This is a genomic window from Bordetella sp. N (genome assembly GCF_001433395.1).
Lineage (GTDB): Bacteria > Pseudomonadota > Gammaproteobacteria > Burkholderiales > Burkholderiaceae_B > Bordetella_C.
On record NZ_CP013111.1, the window covers coordinates 2,627,541 to 2,642,493 of the forward strand.

General features: G+C 63.6%; 13 protein-coding genes. 10 read left to right on the forward strand and 3 right to left on the reverse strand.

Annotated elements, in window-relative coordinates:
• Nucleotides 1-149: 149 nt before the first annotated feature.
• The 3 genes from ASB57_RS11200 (at nt 150) to ASB57_RS11210 (ending at nt 3,282) form a co-directional block, all read left to right on the forward strand.
• The gene (locus ASB57_RS11200) at nt 150-1,082 is read left to right on the forward strand and encodes a LysR family transcriptional regulator (protein WP_057652304.1); all 933 of its coding nucleotides are present in this window, start codon (nt 150-152) and stop codon (nt 1,080-1,082) included.
• A 208-nt stretch (nt 1,083-1,290) separates the two neighbouring features.
• Entirely contained in the window at nt 1,291-2,310 is a 1,020-nt protein-coding gene (locus ASB57_RS11205; protein ID WP_057652305.1) for a YncE family protein, read from the forward strand.
• Nucleotides 2,311-2,319: 9 nt separating this feature from the next.
• Entirely contained in the window at nt 2,320-3,282 is a 963-nt protein-coding gene (locus ASB57_RS11210; RefSeq protein ID WP_057652306.1) for a sterol desaturase family protein, read from the forward strand.
• A gap of 6 nt (nt 3,283-3,288) precedes the next feature.
• On the opposite strand, the gene ASB57_RS11215 is transcribed toward ASB57_RS11210, so the two are convergent.
• Nucleotides 3,289-4,287: a tripartite tricarboxylate transporter substrate binding protein gene (locus ASB57_RS11215; RefSeq protein ID WP_082621532.1), complete on the reverse strand. Its 999-nt coding sequence runs from the start codon at nt 4,285-4,287 to the stop codon at nt 3,289-3,291.
• Between the two features lie 103 nt (nt 4,288-4,390).
• On the reverse strand, nt 4,391-5,479 hold the full coding sequence (locus ASB57_RS11220; RefSeq protein ID WP_057652307.1) for a tartrate dehydrogenase: 1,089 nt from the start codon (nt 5,477-5,479) through the stop codon (nt 4,391-4,393).
• Nucleotides 5,480-5,636: 157 nt separating this feature from the next.
• Between ASB57_RS11220 and ASB57_RS11225 the strand changes: the two genes are divergently transcribed.
• Entirely contained in the window at nt 5,637-6,602 is a 966-nt protein-coding gene (locus ASB57_RS11225; protein WP_057652308.1) for a LysR family transcriptional regulator, read from the forward strand.
• Between the two features lie 6 nt (nt 6,603-6,608).
• On the opposite strand, the gene putA is transcribed toward ASB57_RS11225, so the two are convergent.
• On the reverse strand, nt 6,609-10,388 hold the full coding sequence (putA, locus tag ASB57_RS11230) for a trifunctional transcriptional regulator/proline dehydrogenase/L-glutamate gamma-semialdehyde dehydrogenase (protein WP_057652309.1): 3,780 nt from the start codon (nt 10,386-10,388) through the stop codon (nt 6,609-6,611).
• Nucleotides 10,389-10,518: 130 nt separating this feature from the next.
• Here putA and ASB57_RS11235 point away from each other — a divergent pair, with 130 nt between their 5' ends.
• The 6 genes from ASB57_RS11235 (at nt 10,519) to ASB57_RS11260 (ending at nt 14,945) form a co-directional block, all read left to right on the forward strand.
• Complete coding sequence (locus ASB57_RS11235) at nt 10,519-11,004, forward strand: Lrp/AsnC ligand binding domain-containing protein (RefSeq protein ID WP_057652310.1); 486 nt, start codon at nt 10,519-10,521, stop codon at nt 11,002-11,004.
• 75 nt (nt 11,005-11,079) lie between these two features.
• Nucleotides 11,080-11,841: an IclR family transcriptional regulator gene (locus ASB57_RS11240; RefSeq protein ID WP_057652311.1), complete on the forward strand. Its 762-nt coding sequence runs from the start codon at nt 11,080-11,082 to the stop codon at nt 11,839-11,841.
• A gap of 116 nt (nt 11,842-11,957) precedes the next feature.
• Entirely contained in the window at nt 11,958-12,785 is an 828-nt protein-coding gene (locus ASB57_RS11245) for an ABC transporter substrate-binding protein (protein ID WP_156414132.1), read from the forward strand.
• Between the two features lie 6 nt (nt 12,786-12,791).
• A complete protein-coding gene (locus ASB57_RS11250; protein WP_057652313.1) occupies nt 12,792-13,493 on the forward strand; it encodes an amino acid ABC transporter permease in 702 nt (233 codons plus the stop codon).
• 16 nt (nt 13,494-13,509) lie between these two features.
• Nucleotides 13,510-14,205, forward strand: a complete 696-nt coding sequence (locus ASB57_RS11255; RefSeq protein ID WP_057656080.1) for an amino acid ABC transporter permease — start codon at nt 13,510-13,512, stop codon at nt 14,203-14,205.
• Between the two features lie 11 nt (nt 14,206-14,216).
• The gene (locus ASB57_RS11260) at nt 14,217-14,945 is read left to right on the forward strand and encodes an amino acid ABC transporter ATP-binding protein (protein WP_057652314.1); all 729 of its coding nucleotides are present in this window, start codon (nt 14,217-14,219) and stop codon (nt 14,943-14,945) included.
• Nucleotides 14,946-14,953 lie beyond the last annotated feature (8 nt).

Sequence of the window (14,953 nt, forward strand, 5' to 3'; positions counted from 1 at the left end):
TCGCATCCGTCAGAAGCCAATCATGATAGGACGTGATAATGTTAGTTATGAAATAGCAATTTTTGATTCCTACCTCAAATTATTGCATCGCACCAAGCGCACGGGGCAAACCCGATCCCGCGATCCATGACCATAGAGACGCTCCCCTGATGGACATCAAGCAGCTGCGCGCCTTCCTGACCGTCGCCGATACCGGCAATGTCACCCGGGCGGCGGAGATCCTGAATCTCGTACAGCCCGCTGTTTCGCGCCAGCTGCGCATGCTTGAAGAGGATCTGGGAATCCCACTTTTTGAGCGCAAGCGTCATGGAATGGTGTTGAACGCCGCCGGCCAGGCCTTGGCCGAGCACGCGCGGCGAATCATGCTGGACCTTGACCGCGCCCGTGCCGAACTGCGCGCCGACGCCGGCGCGGAGATCAATGGGCTGGTGACGCTGGGCCTGCTGCCCAGCACCACGGACATGCTCTCAAGCGCTCTGCTGACGGCTGTTGCCGTCAGCTATCCAGGCATCCGCCTGCGCCTGGCGGTGGGCTACACGGGCACGCTGCGGCGCTGGCTGGCGGCGGGCGAGATCGACGCCGCGCTGCTGTACGGCGCCGAAAAGACCGACGATGTCGACGCACGGCCGCTTATCGAGGAAGCGCTTTGGGCGATCGCGCCCGCGCAAGCGCGACTGCGGCACGACCAACCCGTCCAGCTGTCCAGCCTGGCGACGCAGAAGCTCGTCCTGCCTAGCGCGCCCCATGGTCTGCGCACGCTCGTGGAACATGCCTGCGCCGTCAGCCAAGTGACCTTGCAGATCGCGGCGGAAACCAACTCCTTCGGCGTGCAACGGCGCCTGGTCCTGGATGGACACGGCTGGACCATACTTCCACCCAGCGCCGTCGCGGAAGATCTTGCCACGCGACGATTGTCGGGCGCCCCACTCATCGATCCACGCATCATGCGGACGGTCGTGATGGCGCTGCCCAACAACCGGGCCACGGGGAAGGCGATAAAGAGCGCGGTCGACGTCCTGGTCGAAGTGGTCAGGTCCACGGTCCAATCCGGCACGTGGCTGGAAGGCCGCTGGCTGGGCTGAGCCACAAGCACGGCGCAGCTCCAGCAGGCCACGCTAACAGGGATAAACGGCGATGGAACGAAATTCACTCCATGGTGTCCATTTGCACTGACACACGCACGCTTGCCGCACCCCAACTGCAAGCTGTTTGTCAGCATCGTAAAAGCGATAACGCCCTGGCCCTCTATCATTAGAGGGTCCATCACCGTCCCCGTACTTTGGCCGCAACATGAAGTCTTCCCGCCGTACCTGGCTACGCAACAGCCTGGCTGCTCCTTGCAGCCTCGCCTTGGCTCCCCTTCTTTCCCTGCGCACCGGCCTTGCCGCCGCGGCCGCGGCGCCCGCCTATGCCATTGTGATGAACTCCGGCGAAGCCAGTGTCTCGGTCATCGACATGGCGACCCGTAAAGTGCTGCGCACCTTGCCGACCCTGCGCGAACCCAGCCATTGGGCGCTGACGCCGAACCGCAAGGAGCTCTACATCGCAGACGCCAGCGGCAACGCGCTCTTCGTCGTCGATCCGGTCAAGGCCAGCGCGATCGGGCACAAGACCATCGCGGACCCCTACCAGCTGGGCTTCAGCCCCGATAACCGCTATCTCGTCGTCAACGCGCTGCGCTTGAATCACGTCGACGTCTACCGCGCCGACGACCTGTCGCTGGTCAAACGCTTCGCCGTGGGCAAGATGCCCAGCCACCTGGATTTCGCGCCGGACTCCCGCACCAGCTACAACTCCATGCAGGAGTCCAATTCCCTGGTTGCGCTGAACCTCACCGATATGAGCGTGCGCTGGACCACCGACGTGGGCAAGACGCCGGCCGGCGTGCTCTGGCACAAGGGCAAGGTGCTGATCTGCGTCATGGGCGCCGATCATGTGGCCGAGGTCGATCCCGCCAACGGCAAGGTGCTGCGCAAGATCAAGACAGGCGTCGGCCCCCACAACATCTTTCTGGCGCCGGACAAGAAGACGCTGTATGTCAGCAACCGCATCGGCGGTTCCCTGGTCGCCCTGGACGCCGACACGTTCGAACTGCGGCGCACGTATCCGTTCCGCGCGGCGGGACCGGACGATATCGCCATCGCGCCCGACGGCAAGATATGGGTCGCCCTGCGTTTCCATGAACAGGTCGCCGTCCTGGATCCTGAAAGCGGCAAGTACGAAACCATCGATGTGGGTCGCTCGCCCCATGGCATCTTCCTGTCCACGCAGCTCGCCCACACGGGTCCCATCACCGCCGAGGTGCTTTGAGGCCGCGCGATGCTGACGTTCATTGACCGCTTTTTCAATATCATCGCCGGCAATATCGACCAGTACCTGGTGCTGCCGCTGCTCTATAAATTCGGCTGGATGCAGTGGGAAGAATTGTCCTTCGATTGGGCCCTGGTCTGCGTCTACGGCTTCTTCGCCGTCATCGCCACCTACGCCATCTGCTGGCCGCTGGAAGCTCTGTTCCCCATCGAAAAATGGGACGACCGTAAAGCGGTAGTCACCGACGCCATCTACACCGTCCTGAATCGTGTGGGCGTGCTGCCCATCGTCAGCTTCCTGCTGTTCTACGAGGTACAGGTGTGGGTGAACGGCTATATCGTCGATCTGGGCTACATCCCGCCCACGCTTGAAAGCATGGTGCCGTGGCTGATCGGCCATCCTGTCGTCACGTTCCTGGCCTATGCGCTGATCCTCGACTGCGCGGATTACTGGCGCCACCGCTTGTCGCACACATTCCGCGGCTGGTATGCCCTGCACGCCCTGCATCATGCCCAGCGGCAGATGAGCTTCTGGTCGGACGACCGCAACCATCTGCTCGACGATCTGGTGGCCGGCGTCTGGTTCGGCATCGTCGGACTGGCCATCGGCATTCCGCCCCTGCAGTTCCCGCTGCTGTTCCTGTTCATGCGTTTCGTGGAAAGCCTGAGCCACGCGAACATCAAAGTGTCCTTCGGGTGGCTGGGCGATCGCCTGCTGGTCTCGCCCCGCTTTCATCGGCTGCATCACGGCTTGCGTGCGGCCGGGCGCCGCTCCTGCAACTACGGCGCGGTTTTTCCGTTCTGGGATATGTTGTTCGGAACGGCGGACTTCTCCAAGGAGTACCCCGCCACCGGGGACAAGCGCGCGCCGGAAGCCATGGCCACCGGCGGCTACGTCGCGCAGCAGGTCAGCGGCTTGCGCTTCTTCCGTGACGAGCTGCGCGCGGGCCGCGCCAAGCGGGTCAAAGGCTGAGCGGCGTCACTCCACCTTCAGGTCGTTTTCCTTGACCAGCTTGGCGAACTTCTTCGTTTCCGCATCGATGCGTTGAGCGAATTCCGCCGGCGTCGCCGACATCGGCTCGGCCCCGGCGGCGTCCAGCTTCTGCCTGAAGTCAGCCGACGCCGTGATCCTGGAGATATCGGTGCTGAGCTTGTCCAATACGGGTTTGGGCGTCGCGGCCGGCGCGAACACGCCGAACCACGTGCCGATGTCGAAGCCGGGCAAGCCGGCTTCCGCCAGCGTCGGCACGTCGGGCAAGGCCTTGCTACGGGTTCCTGTCGTGACGGCCAGGGCGCGCAGCTTGCCCGCCTTGATCTGCGGCAATACGGTGGTCATCGTGTCGAAGGACATGGCCACCTGCCCGCCCATCAGGTCCGTGGTCAGGGGACCGCTGCCCTTGTAGGGGACATGCAGCAAGGGCGCGCCGGTCTGCGCCTGGAACTGCGTTCCGATCAGATGCTGCGCCGTGCCGAAGCCGTTGGAGCCATAGCTCAACCCGTTCGGCGTCTTCTTCGCCAGCGCGACCAGCTCCGCCACGGTCTTGGCCGGCGTATACGTGGGGTTGATCGTCAGGACGTTGGGCACCATCGCGATCGGCGCGATCGCCGCCAGATCCTTCTGGAAGTCATAGTTCAAGGACTTGTACACACTGGTGGCGATGGTGTGATGCACCGCGCCCATCAACAGCACATAGCCCTCGGGCTTGGATTTGGCGACGTAGTCGGCCCCTATCGTGGCGCCCGCGCCGGGTCGGTTTTCCACGATGACCGGCTGTCCCAAGGTACGGGACAGCTGATCGCCCAAGGCGCGCGCAAGCACGTCGGTCGTGCCCCCGGTCGGGAACGGCACCACCAGCGTGATCGCATGATCAGGCCAGTTATCGGCGGCGTACGCGGTCGCGCTTGCCGCCGTCGCCACAAACGCAAACACCATGGCCGCGGCGAGTGCGCGGCGCTTTCCCAAGGCAGTGATACCCATCGTTGTCTCCTCCGAAATTATTTTTATTCATGGCCCTTCGCGTGGAAGTTTCACGGACGGGCTCATGTTCGAGTCCAGGGCTCCAGCCCCCCCCCCCCCGCCGTCAAGCAGCCCGCGCCGCCTGATTGACGGACAAATGCTGGCAGACCGCCTTCGTTACATCGTCGGTGCCCGCCTTGCCGCCCAGGTCCCGCGTGTGCAGCGCGGGATTGGCCGTGACGGCCTCGATCGCGGCCATGACCCGCTTGGCCGCCGCGTCCTCGCCCAGGTGTTCCAGCAGCATCACCACCGACCAGAACGTCCCCACCGGATTGGCCCAGCCTTTGCCCATGATGTCGAACGCCGAGCCGTGGATAGGCTCGAACATGGACGGATAGCGGCGCTCGGGGTCGATATTGCCCGTCGGCGCGATGCCCAGGCTGCCGGCCAGCGCCGCCGCCAGGTCGCTAAGAATGTCGGCGTGCAGATTGGTGGCCACGATCGTATCCAGCGTGCGCGGGCGATTGACCATGCGCGCCGTGGCGGCGTCGACCAATTCCTTGTCCCAGGTGACGTCAGGAAACTCGCGGGCGACCTGCACGGCAACCTCGTCCCACATCACCATGGCGTGGCGTTGCGCATTGGACTTGGTGACGACCGTCAACAGCTTGCGCGGCCGCGATTGCGCCAGGCGGAAGGCAAAACGCAGGATGCGTTCGACGCCGACCCGCGTCATCATCGACACGTCGGTGGCCGCTTCGATGGGATGGCCTTGATGGACCCGGCCGCCGACGCCGGAATATTCGCCTTCGGAATTCTCCCGCACGATGACCCAGTCCAGGTCTTCCGGCGCGCACCGCTTCAGCGGACCATCGATGCCGGGCAGGATGCGCGTCGGGCGCACGTTGGCGTATTGATCGAAGCCCTGGCAGATTTTCAGGCGCAGGCCCCACAAGGTGATGTGATCGGGGATGTTCGCATCGCCGGCCGAGCCGAACAGGATGGCATCCTTGTCGCGCAGGGCGTCAAGGCCATCGGCGGGCATCATGGCGCCGTGCTTGCGGTAGTAATCGCCGCCCCAATCGAAGTCCTGGAATTCAAAGCGCAGGCCCCCCTGGGTCGCGGCCACGGCTTCCAGCAGGGTGCGTCCAGCAGGCACGACTTCCTTGCCAATGCCGTCGCCGGGGATGGTGGCGATCTTGTAAGTCTTCATTTTCTTCAGCTCCAGTATCGATATCCGGGCTGATTGTCCGACTCTCACGACGTTGATGAACGTCCTGAAAGTTGAATTCTCTTTAACTTAAAGTTAAAGATGAGGGAAAATAAAAAGCCAGGGCACTGGCCGCCCACTTTTCCCGACAGGAGTCACCATGAGCCAAACGGCCGGTTTACAGGCAGCGGACCTGGGCTTTTTCGTGGCGGTTGCCACCGCGGGCAGCCTGAGCGCCGCGGCGCGCGACCTGGGCGTGTCGACGGCCGCCGTCAGCAAACGGCTTGCGCTGCTGGAGACGCGCCTGGGCATTCCGCTGCTGGTGCGCACCACCCGTCGCATCAGCGCCACGCCGGAAGGCGACGTGCTGCTGGAGCGGGCCAAAACGATATTGGGTGAAATCGACGACCTGCAGCAGCTGCTCGGCCGCGCCAGGGATGAGCCCGGCGGCCTGCTGCGGGTGAACGCCACTTTGGGATTCGGGCGCATGCATGTGGCGCCGGTGATTTCCCAGTACGTGAAGCGCTACCCGGGCACGGAGGTGCAATTGCAGCTGTCCGCCGACCCGCCCTCCCTGGACGAGGACGCCTTCGATATCTGCGTGCGCTTCGGCGCGCCACCCGACGCGCGTTTCGTCGCCACCTACCTGGCGCCCAACCGCCGGCTTCTGTGCGCTTCCCCCAAATATCTGCGCGAGCATGGCACGCCGATGACGCCCAATGATCTGGCGCGGCACAACTGCATCGGTATCCGCCAGGGCAGCGACGCCTACGGCATGTGGCGCCTGGCGCCGCGCCGCCGCATCCGCGGCGCCAAGGCCGCGGCCACCAGCAAGCGCCAGGGGGAAGCGGTACGGGTGCGGGGCAATCTCACCACCAACGACGGCGAGATCGCGGTCAACTGGGCGCTGGACGGCCATGGCATCGTCATGCGGGCCGAATGGGACATCCAGCGCTACCTGGCCAGCGGCAGGCTGGTGCCCGTGCTGGAGCAGTACACGACGCCTGAGGCCGACATCTACGCCGTCTATCACCAGCGCCACCGCATGGTTTCCCGCATCCGCAGCTTCGTCGACTTCCTGGCGCAGCGCTTCGAGACGCTCTCGGAGCAAGCGCCGGCCAGGTAAGGACTGCTACGCCATCGTCATCAGGCTGGCGTTACCACCCGCCGCCGCCGTGTTCACGCTCAGCGAACGCTCGATGACCAGGCGCTCCAGCGGCACCGCGCAATCGCCGGATCGCAGGCTGATGATGCTGACGATGATGCCATCCCGTTGCGCCATGCGCGCCTGCAATTCGCGCAGGGACGCTTCATCCCCGTGATGCAGGACGGCGTCGAAGAACGCCCGTTCCACATCTTCGGACAGGACGATGGCGGCACGCGTGCTTTGCGGCAGCTTTTGGTAAAGCGCTTTGGTGGCCGGGTCGCGCGCGTCCCAGACCATGCGCCCGCCCGTTGCCAGCACGGCAGTCAGCTGGATGATGCGGTCCTTGTCATTGCCGGCGGCGCTCAGTACGGCCGTGCGCGGCATCACGCTATAGACGTTGCGCTCCCCCGTCGGCCCCGCCAGCACGAAGCTGCTGCCGCCGAAGAAAGGCATGGCCGCGCGCGACGGCGCCAGGCCCGGCTCCTGGCGCAACCAATCCGCAAGGTCCTTTGCCGCTTGCGAAGCCTGCTGCACCGCGTCCGGCACGTCCATGCCGAACGGACTGGCCAGCGCGGCATCGGGACGCGTGGCCAGCAGCCGGTACACGTACAGCGGACCGCCCGCCTTTGGGCCCGTGCCGGACAGGCCTTCGCCGCCGAAGGGCTGCACGCCCACCACCGCGCCCACCGTATTGCGGTTCACATAGAAATTGCCCACGTGCGACGACGCGACGACGCGCTCCACCGTTTCGTCGATGCGGGTATGCAGGCCCATGGTCAGGCCATAGCCCGTGTTGCGGATCTGCGCGAGCACGTCATCCAGCTGCTCGCGGCGATAACGGACCACGTGCAGCACGGGGCCGAACACTTCGCGCTTCAGTTCCGCCAGGTCGGGCAATTCGATCAGCGTGGGGGCCACGTAGGTACCCAGCGCTTCCGCATCCCGCTTGGCCGCAACGCCACCGAAGCACAATTGGTGCACCTTGCGGCCCTTGGCGCGCAGGGCTTCGATGTGGGCGTTGATGCCATCACGCGCCTCGGCATCGATGACCGGGCCCACGTCATTGGCGATCTCAACCGGATTGCCCAGCTTCAGCTCGGCCATGGCGCCCTTGAGCATGGTGATCAAGCGGTCGGCGCCGTCTTCCTGCACGAACAGCACACGCAGGGCCGAGCAGCGCTGCCCCGCGCTGTCGAAGGCGGAAATCAGGACGTCCTGCACCACCTGTTCGGTCAGGGCCGACGAGTCGACGACCATGGCGTTCTGGCCGCCGGTTTCCGCGATCAGCGGGATGGGCGTGCCTTGCGGGCTCAGGCGGCGGGCCAGCGTGCGCTGCAGGATGCGCGCCACTTCCGTCGACCCGGTGAACATGACACCTTGGACACGATCGTCGTCGGTCAGCTGCGCGCCGACGACGCTACCCGCGCCTGTCAACAGCTGGACGGCCTCACGGGGCACACCGGCATCCCACAGCAGCTGCACGGCCTGCGCGGCCACCAGCGGCGTCTGTTCGGCGGGCTTGGCCAGCACGGTATTGCCGGCGGCCAGCGCCGCCACCACCTGGCCCGTGAAAATGGCCAAGGGGAAATTCCAGGGGCTGATGCAGACCACCGGGCCCAGCGGACGATGGCTGTCGTTGTGGAAGCCCGCGCGTACCTGTGCCGCGTAGAAGCGCAGGAAATCCACGGCTTCGCGCACTTCAGCCACGGCATTGGCGTAGGTCTTGCCCGCTTCGCGCACCAGGGTGTTGATCAGCACCTGGATGTCCTTCTGCATGGCATCGGCCGCGCGCTCCAGCATCGCCGCGCGCTCGCCGGCCGGCACCGCGGCCCAAGTCGGGGCGTACTCGTGCGCAACTCGGATGGCCGCGTCCACCGTGGCCTTGTCCGCGCAGCGGACCGTACCGACCAGGTCGTCGTGCCGCGCGGGGTTGACGACATCCTGCGCCAGGGCGTCCGCCGCCCCGGCGGCCTGGATCGCGGCATCGGCCACCATCGGACCGGCGACGATCTTGCTGTGCGCGACGCCGCGCAGCACCTGCACCAGGCCGCCCAGCACCTGGTCGTTGGCCAGATCCAGCCCCTGCGAATTGGCGCGCCCGGCCCCATACAGCGCGGCGGGTGCGGGAATGCCGGCATGGCGCAAGCCCAGTTGACCGTCCTGCCTGGCCATGGCCTCGATCTGCGTGATCGGGTCGCTGACCAGCTCTTCCAGCGGGATGTCCTGGTCGGCCACGCGGTTCACGAAAGAGGTGTTCGCGCCATTTTCCAGCAGGCGGCGCACCAGGTAGGCCAGCAGGGTTTCATGCGTGCCCACCGGCGCGTAGATGCGGCAAGGCCGTCCCAGCTTGCCTTCCTTGACCGGACCGACGACCTGCTCATAGAGCGGCTCGCCCATGCCGTGCAGGCACTGGAACTCGTACTGACCCGTCCGATAGGCATCCGGCCCGGCCAACTCATAGATGGTCGCCAGCGACTGGGCGTTATGCGTGGCGAACTGCGGATAGATCTGTTCCGGCGCGGCCAGCAGCTTCTTGGCGCAGGCAATGTAGGACAGGTCCGTATACGGCTTGCGCGTGTAGACGGGATAGTCGTCCATGCCGTCGATCTGCGCGCGCTTGATTTCGCTGTCCCAATAAGCGCCCTTGACCAGCCGGATCATCAGGCGCTTGCCGCTGCGCTTGGCCAGGTCGATGACGTAGTCGATCACGTAGGGGCAACGCTTCTGGTAAGCCTGGATGACGAAACCGATGCCCTTCCAGCCCTTCAGGTCCGGCTCGAAGCACAGGCGTTCCAGCAGGTCGAGCGACAGCTCAAGGCGGTCCGCTTCTTCCGCATCGATGTTCAAGCCGATGTCGAAGCCGCGCGCCATGCGGGCGAGATGCAGGATGATGGGATAAAGCTCGGCTTGCACGCGATCGACCTGGGCGCGGTTGTAGCGCGGGTGCAGCGCCGATAGCTTGATGGAGATGCCCGGGCCTTCGTAGACACCACGGCCGTTGGACGCGCGGCCGATCGCCTGGATCGCCTGCTCGTAGTCAGCCAGGTAGCGTTGCGCGTCAGCGGCGGTCAGCGCGGCTTCGCCCAGCATGTCGTAGGAATAGCGGAAACCCTTTTCTTCCAGAGGTTTGGCGTGCTGCAGCGCCTCGCCTATGGTTTCGCCGGTGACGAACTGCTGCCCCATCATCCGCATCGCCACATCGACGCCCTTGCGGATCAAAGGCTCACCGCCCTTGGCCACCAACCGGCGCAAAGCGGCGCCCAGACCTTTTTCGTTGTGCGCGGACACCAGCTTGCCGGTGACCAACAGGCCCCAGGCAGCCGCGTTCACGAAGGTCGAATTGCCGCGTCCGACGTGCTCTTTCCAGTTGCCGTTGCTGACCTTGTCGCGGATCAGCGCATCGCGCGTCGCCGTGTCTGGGATGCGCAGCAGCGCTTCAGCCAGGCACATCAATGCGATGCCCTCTTGCGACGACAGAGAGAATTCCTGCAGCAGGCCTTGCACCAGCCCCGCCTTGCCGCTGGCGCCCTTGCGCTCACGCAAGGCGCGCACGACGCGCATGGCCAGCTCGCGCGCACGCTCGGACATGTCGCCCGGCAGGCGGGCGCGTTCCAGCAACCACGGCACCGCTTCGGTTTCGGGCTTGCGCCACGCCGAGGTGATGGCCTCGCGCAAGGCGTCGCGCGGCTCGATGGGGGTGACGTGGGCGTAGGGATTGTCGGCGGAAGCCGGGGCTGCAGCGGAATGGGGGACAGCGTCGAACATTTCTGGAATGGTCCAATCATCAACAAATCGGCCCTTGTGCCGATTTTTCCGCGATTATGAGTTGGAATATCGCGAATTTCTGACCATAATTAGCCATATATTTAGTGAAAAACTCAAAAATAGGCTCTTTATGGCTGGCGGCGAAATCACGCTCGATCGTATCGACGTAAAAATCCTCGATCTTTTGCAGAAAGACGGGCGAATTCCCAACACCAAGCTCGCCGAGGAGGTGTCCTTGTCACCCACCGCCGTCCTGGCCCGGGTGCAGCGGCTGACGCGCGAGGGATACATCCTGGGATATGAGGCGCGCCTCAACCCCGACAAGTTGAAGGCGGGTTTCCTGGTATTTGTCGAAGTGCTGCTGGACCGGACCACCCACAATGTGTTCGAAGAATTCAAGCTGGCCGTGCAGGACCGCCAGGAAATCATGGAATGCCACATGATGGCCGGTGGCTTCGACTACCTTCTGAAAACCCGTCATGAAGATATGGCGGGTTATCGCGCGTTCGCGGGACGCGTGTTGTGGCAACTGCCCGGTATCCGGGAGACACGCACGTACGCGGTCATGGAAGAGGTCAAGAGTTCGATGTGGCTGGACCTGACCTACGCGGTCTAGGCTGGGCGCTACAATCCCCCGCTTCCGGAAGCACGGCGCCCGGCGTCCCCCCCGTTACATCACGACGTCCCAAGCATGAAGCGCACTCCCGCCCCCTCCAAAGAAGCGACCGACGAGAAGGCCGACCGATCGGTGCTGGCCGTCGAGCGGACGCTTTCCATCCTGGATGTTTTCATCGGACACCAGGGTCCCATGAAGCTGCGCGACATCGAAGAAGCCACGGGCCTTTTTCATAGCGTCATCCTGCGCTACATGATCACGCTGGAGCGCCAGCGCTACATCCACCGGCTTGCCGATGGCAGCTACCAGTTGGGATCACGCGTCTATCAATTGGGCGCGACCTACGAACAGCAATTGGACCTGGGCAGCTATCTCATTCCGACGCTGGAAAAGATCGCCGCGCAAACGGGCGAAAGCGCCTGTTTCTTCAAGCTTGAACACGAGCGGCGCCTCTGCTTGTACCGGCGCGAGTCCAGCCAGACCTTGAAAGTCGGCATGCGCGCGGGGATATCCCTGCCGCTGGACGAAACGTGTACAAGCCAGGTGCTACGTGAGTTCAGCCAGGATGCGGATTGGCGGTCCCATTCCGCCGACACCCTTGTACGCCATTCCAGCGGCATTCAGGATCCCTGGACCGCATCGATGTCGACGCCGGTATTCAAGGCCGACAATCGCCTGCTCGGTGCGCTGACGATCTCGGGTCCGCGCTTCCGCTTCGACGTCCTCGACACAGGCACGCAACGCCTGCTGCTGCAGGAAGCCATCAGCTTGTCCGAACGCCTGGGCAGCGACTACCGCCCCGCCCTGCCCCTGCTCGGCTCCCCACCGAACGCCTAGGGTTATTCCCGCGTTGTGCAAGCGCACAAAAAACGGCTTAATCACTTTACATACAGCGTGTATGAGAACGAACGTCCTATTAAAAGCGGAACTGATCAAGGGGATTTCGCATGGGTATGAGTTCTGGAAATAGCCGTTTTCTGGCTAAAGCCGCCGCTGTGACCATCGGCCTCTGGCTGTGTGGCACGGCACACGCGGACCGGCTGGCCGACATCAAGTCGCGCGGGTCGCTGACTTGCGGAACCTTGTCCACCAACCAGCCCATGGGTTACCAGGATCCCAAGACTCGCGAAATCGTCGGTTTCGATGTCGATACCTGCGCCGCCATCGCCAAGCATATCGGCGTGAAGATGGAGCACAAGCCGGTCTCCGTCGAAGCGCGCATCCCCGAACTGGCCCTGGGCCGCGTGGACCTGATTGCCGCCGCCTTGGGCTACACGCCCGAACGGGCCAAGCAGATCGCATTCAGCGACATCCACTATCAGATTCCCATCAAGCTCATCGTTGCCGACGACAGCGCGTTCAAGACTCTGGACGATCTGAAAGGCAAGAAGATCAGCGCATCCAAGGGCTCGACGCCAGAACAGTTCGCGCGCCAGAAGATCGCCAACGCGGACGTCGTGACGTTCCAGGACAGCCCCTCGGCTTTTCTCGCGCTTCAACAACACAAGGTTGACGCCTTCGCCATCAGCTACCTGTCCGGCGTGCGCTACGTGACCGAGGGTGCCGGCTTCCACTGGATGGCCCCCGACCTGCATTGGGAACCCACGGGTATCGGCGTCAAGAAGGGCGAGCCCGCCCTTCTGAAAGCGGTGAACGACGCCCTGGCCCAGATGGACAAGACGGGTGAGATGGATGCAATCTGGGACAAGTGGTTCGGTCCGCAGACCCCCTACAAACTGGTACGCGAAAAGAAACTGACGCCCCTGTCCGCTTTCCAATAAACCGCGATGCAGACACTGGACTTCAGTTTTCTGCACGACGGCCCCTATGCACAATGGCTCATTCAGGGGGCCGCGCGATCCATCCTGCTGTTTCTCATATCCTGGTGCTGCGCGTTCGCGCTGGCCCTGCTGGTGGTCGCCCTGCGCGCCTCGCACTCCAGGATACTTGAGGGATTGTGCCGCGCCTTCGTCGCCTATCACCGCAACATCCCGGGGCTGGTGCAGATCTTCTTCTGGTACTTCGGCATATCTCAAATCCTGCCCAAGTCCTGGCAGATGGCCATCAACGCGGCGCACGGGGAATTCATCTTCGCCTTGATCGCCCTGGCCTTGAATGCCGCCGCGTATATGTCGGAGGACCTGCGCAGCGGCATCAAGTCCTTGTCCGGCACGCAGATGGAAGCCGCGCGGGCACTGGGTCTGAGCTACGTGCAGGCCATGCGCCGCGTTGTTCTGCCGCAGGCGCTGCGCATTGCGGTGCCGCCTATCGTCAACCAGACGCTAAGCCTGTTCAAGTCGACCAGCCTGGCCATGGCCATCGGCGTGGCGGAGATGACTTACGTCAGCCACCAGATCGAGAACGAAACCTTTCTTTCGTTCGAGACCTATGCCATCGCCTCGGTTTTCTATCTGGTCTGCTCGTTCACCATCATCGCTTGCGGCTCGTGGTTGCAGCGCCGCCTGATCATGACGACCGTAAAGGCATGACGACGCCATGACAGACATCATCAACATCCTGCACGACTACGGCCTTATCTTTCTTATCGGCCAATATCCGAACGGCCCGCTGGGCGGCCTGGCGCTGACGCTATGCCTGGCAGTCGGTGGCCTGATGCTGGCCTTCCCCCTGTCGGTGCTGGTCGGCATCGCCCGGACGTCCACGATCCCTGTCGTCGCCTTGCCGGCGCTGGCATTGACGACCACCGTGCGGGCCTTGCCTGTGCTGCTGATCATCTTCTGGGCCTATTTCATGGTCCCGCTGATCACCGGCCATACGGTCTCGGGCGTCACCACGGTAGTCTGCGCGCTGGTGCTCTATGAAACCGCCTTCCTGGCCGAGGTCATCCGCGCGGGTATCCAGGCCATCCCCAAAGGCCAGGTGGAGGCGTCCCGCTCGCTGGGCATGAGCTACGCCAAGACCATGCGCAAAATCGTGTTGCCGCAAGCCTTGCGGCAGATGACGCCCAGCATCCTCAACCAGTTCATCAATCTGATCAAGAACACGTCGCTGGGCTACATCATCAGCGTCAATGAGCTGACCTATTCCGCCTACCAGGTCAGTGGCCAGCTGCTGACCAAGCCCTTCCAGGTGTATTTCATCCTGGCCAGCTTCTATTTCATCGTCTGCTACCTGCTCAATCTGGCCGTGGGATACCTGGAGCGACGCAGTACGCCAGGCCTGCGTGCAAGCAGGGCTTGAGGAACCGCAACATGATCCGCTTTCACAACGTCGAGAAATGGTACGGGCAATACAAGGCGCTGGATCTCATCAACGAAGAGGTCGCCAAGGGTGAGGTGGTGGTCGTCTGCGGTCCATCCGGATCGGGGAAGTCGACCTTGATCCGCACCATCAATCGCCTCGAACCCATTCAGAAGGGCAATATCTACATCGACGGCAAGGATGTCCATAGCGAGAAGACGGACGTGAACCGTCTGCGCAGCGAAATCGGCTTCGTCTTCCAGCAGTTCAATCTGTTCCCGCACATGAATGTCATGCGCAATCTGACGTTGGCGCCTCTGGATGTACGGAAAGCCTCGGCAGGCGAAGCGCGCGACCAGGCCATGGCGCTGCTCGAAAAAGTGGGCCTTGCGAATAAGGCCGACGCCTATCCCGCGGAACTGTCCGGGGGCCAGCAACAGCGCGTGGCGATCGCCCGCGCGCTCGCCATGAAGCCGCCCGTCATGCTGTTCGATGAACCCACCAGCGCGCTCGACCCCGAAATGGTGGGCGAGGTGCTGCAAGTCATGAAGCAGCTGGCCAAGGATGGCATGACCATGGTCTGCGTGACCCACGAGATGGGCTTCGCGCGCGAGGTGGCCGACCGCGTCATCTTCATGGATCAAGGCAGCATCATCGAGACCAGCACGCCCGACCGCTTCTTTTCCACGCCCGACCACCCCCGCGCGCAGAAGTTCGTGTCCGATATTCGCCACGCTTGACTCTTGCG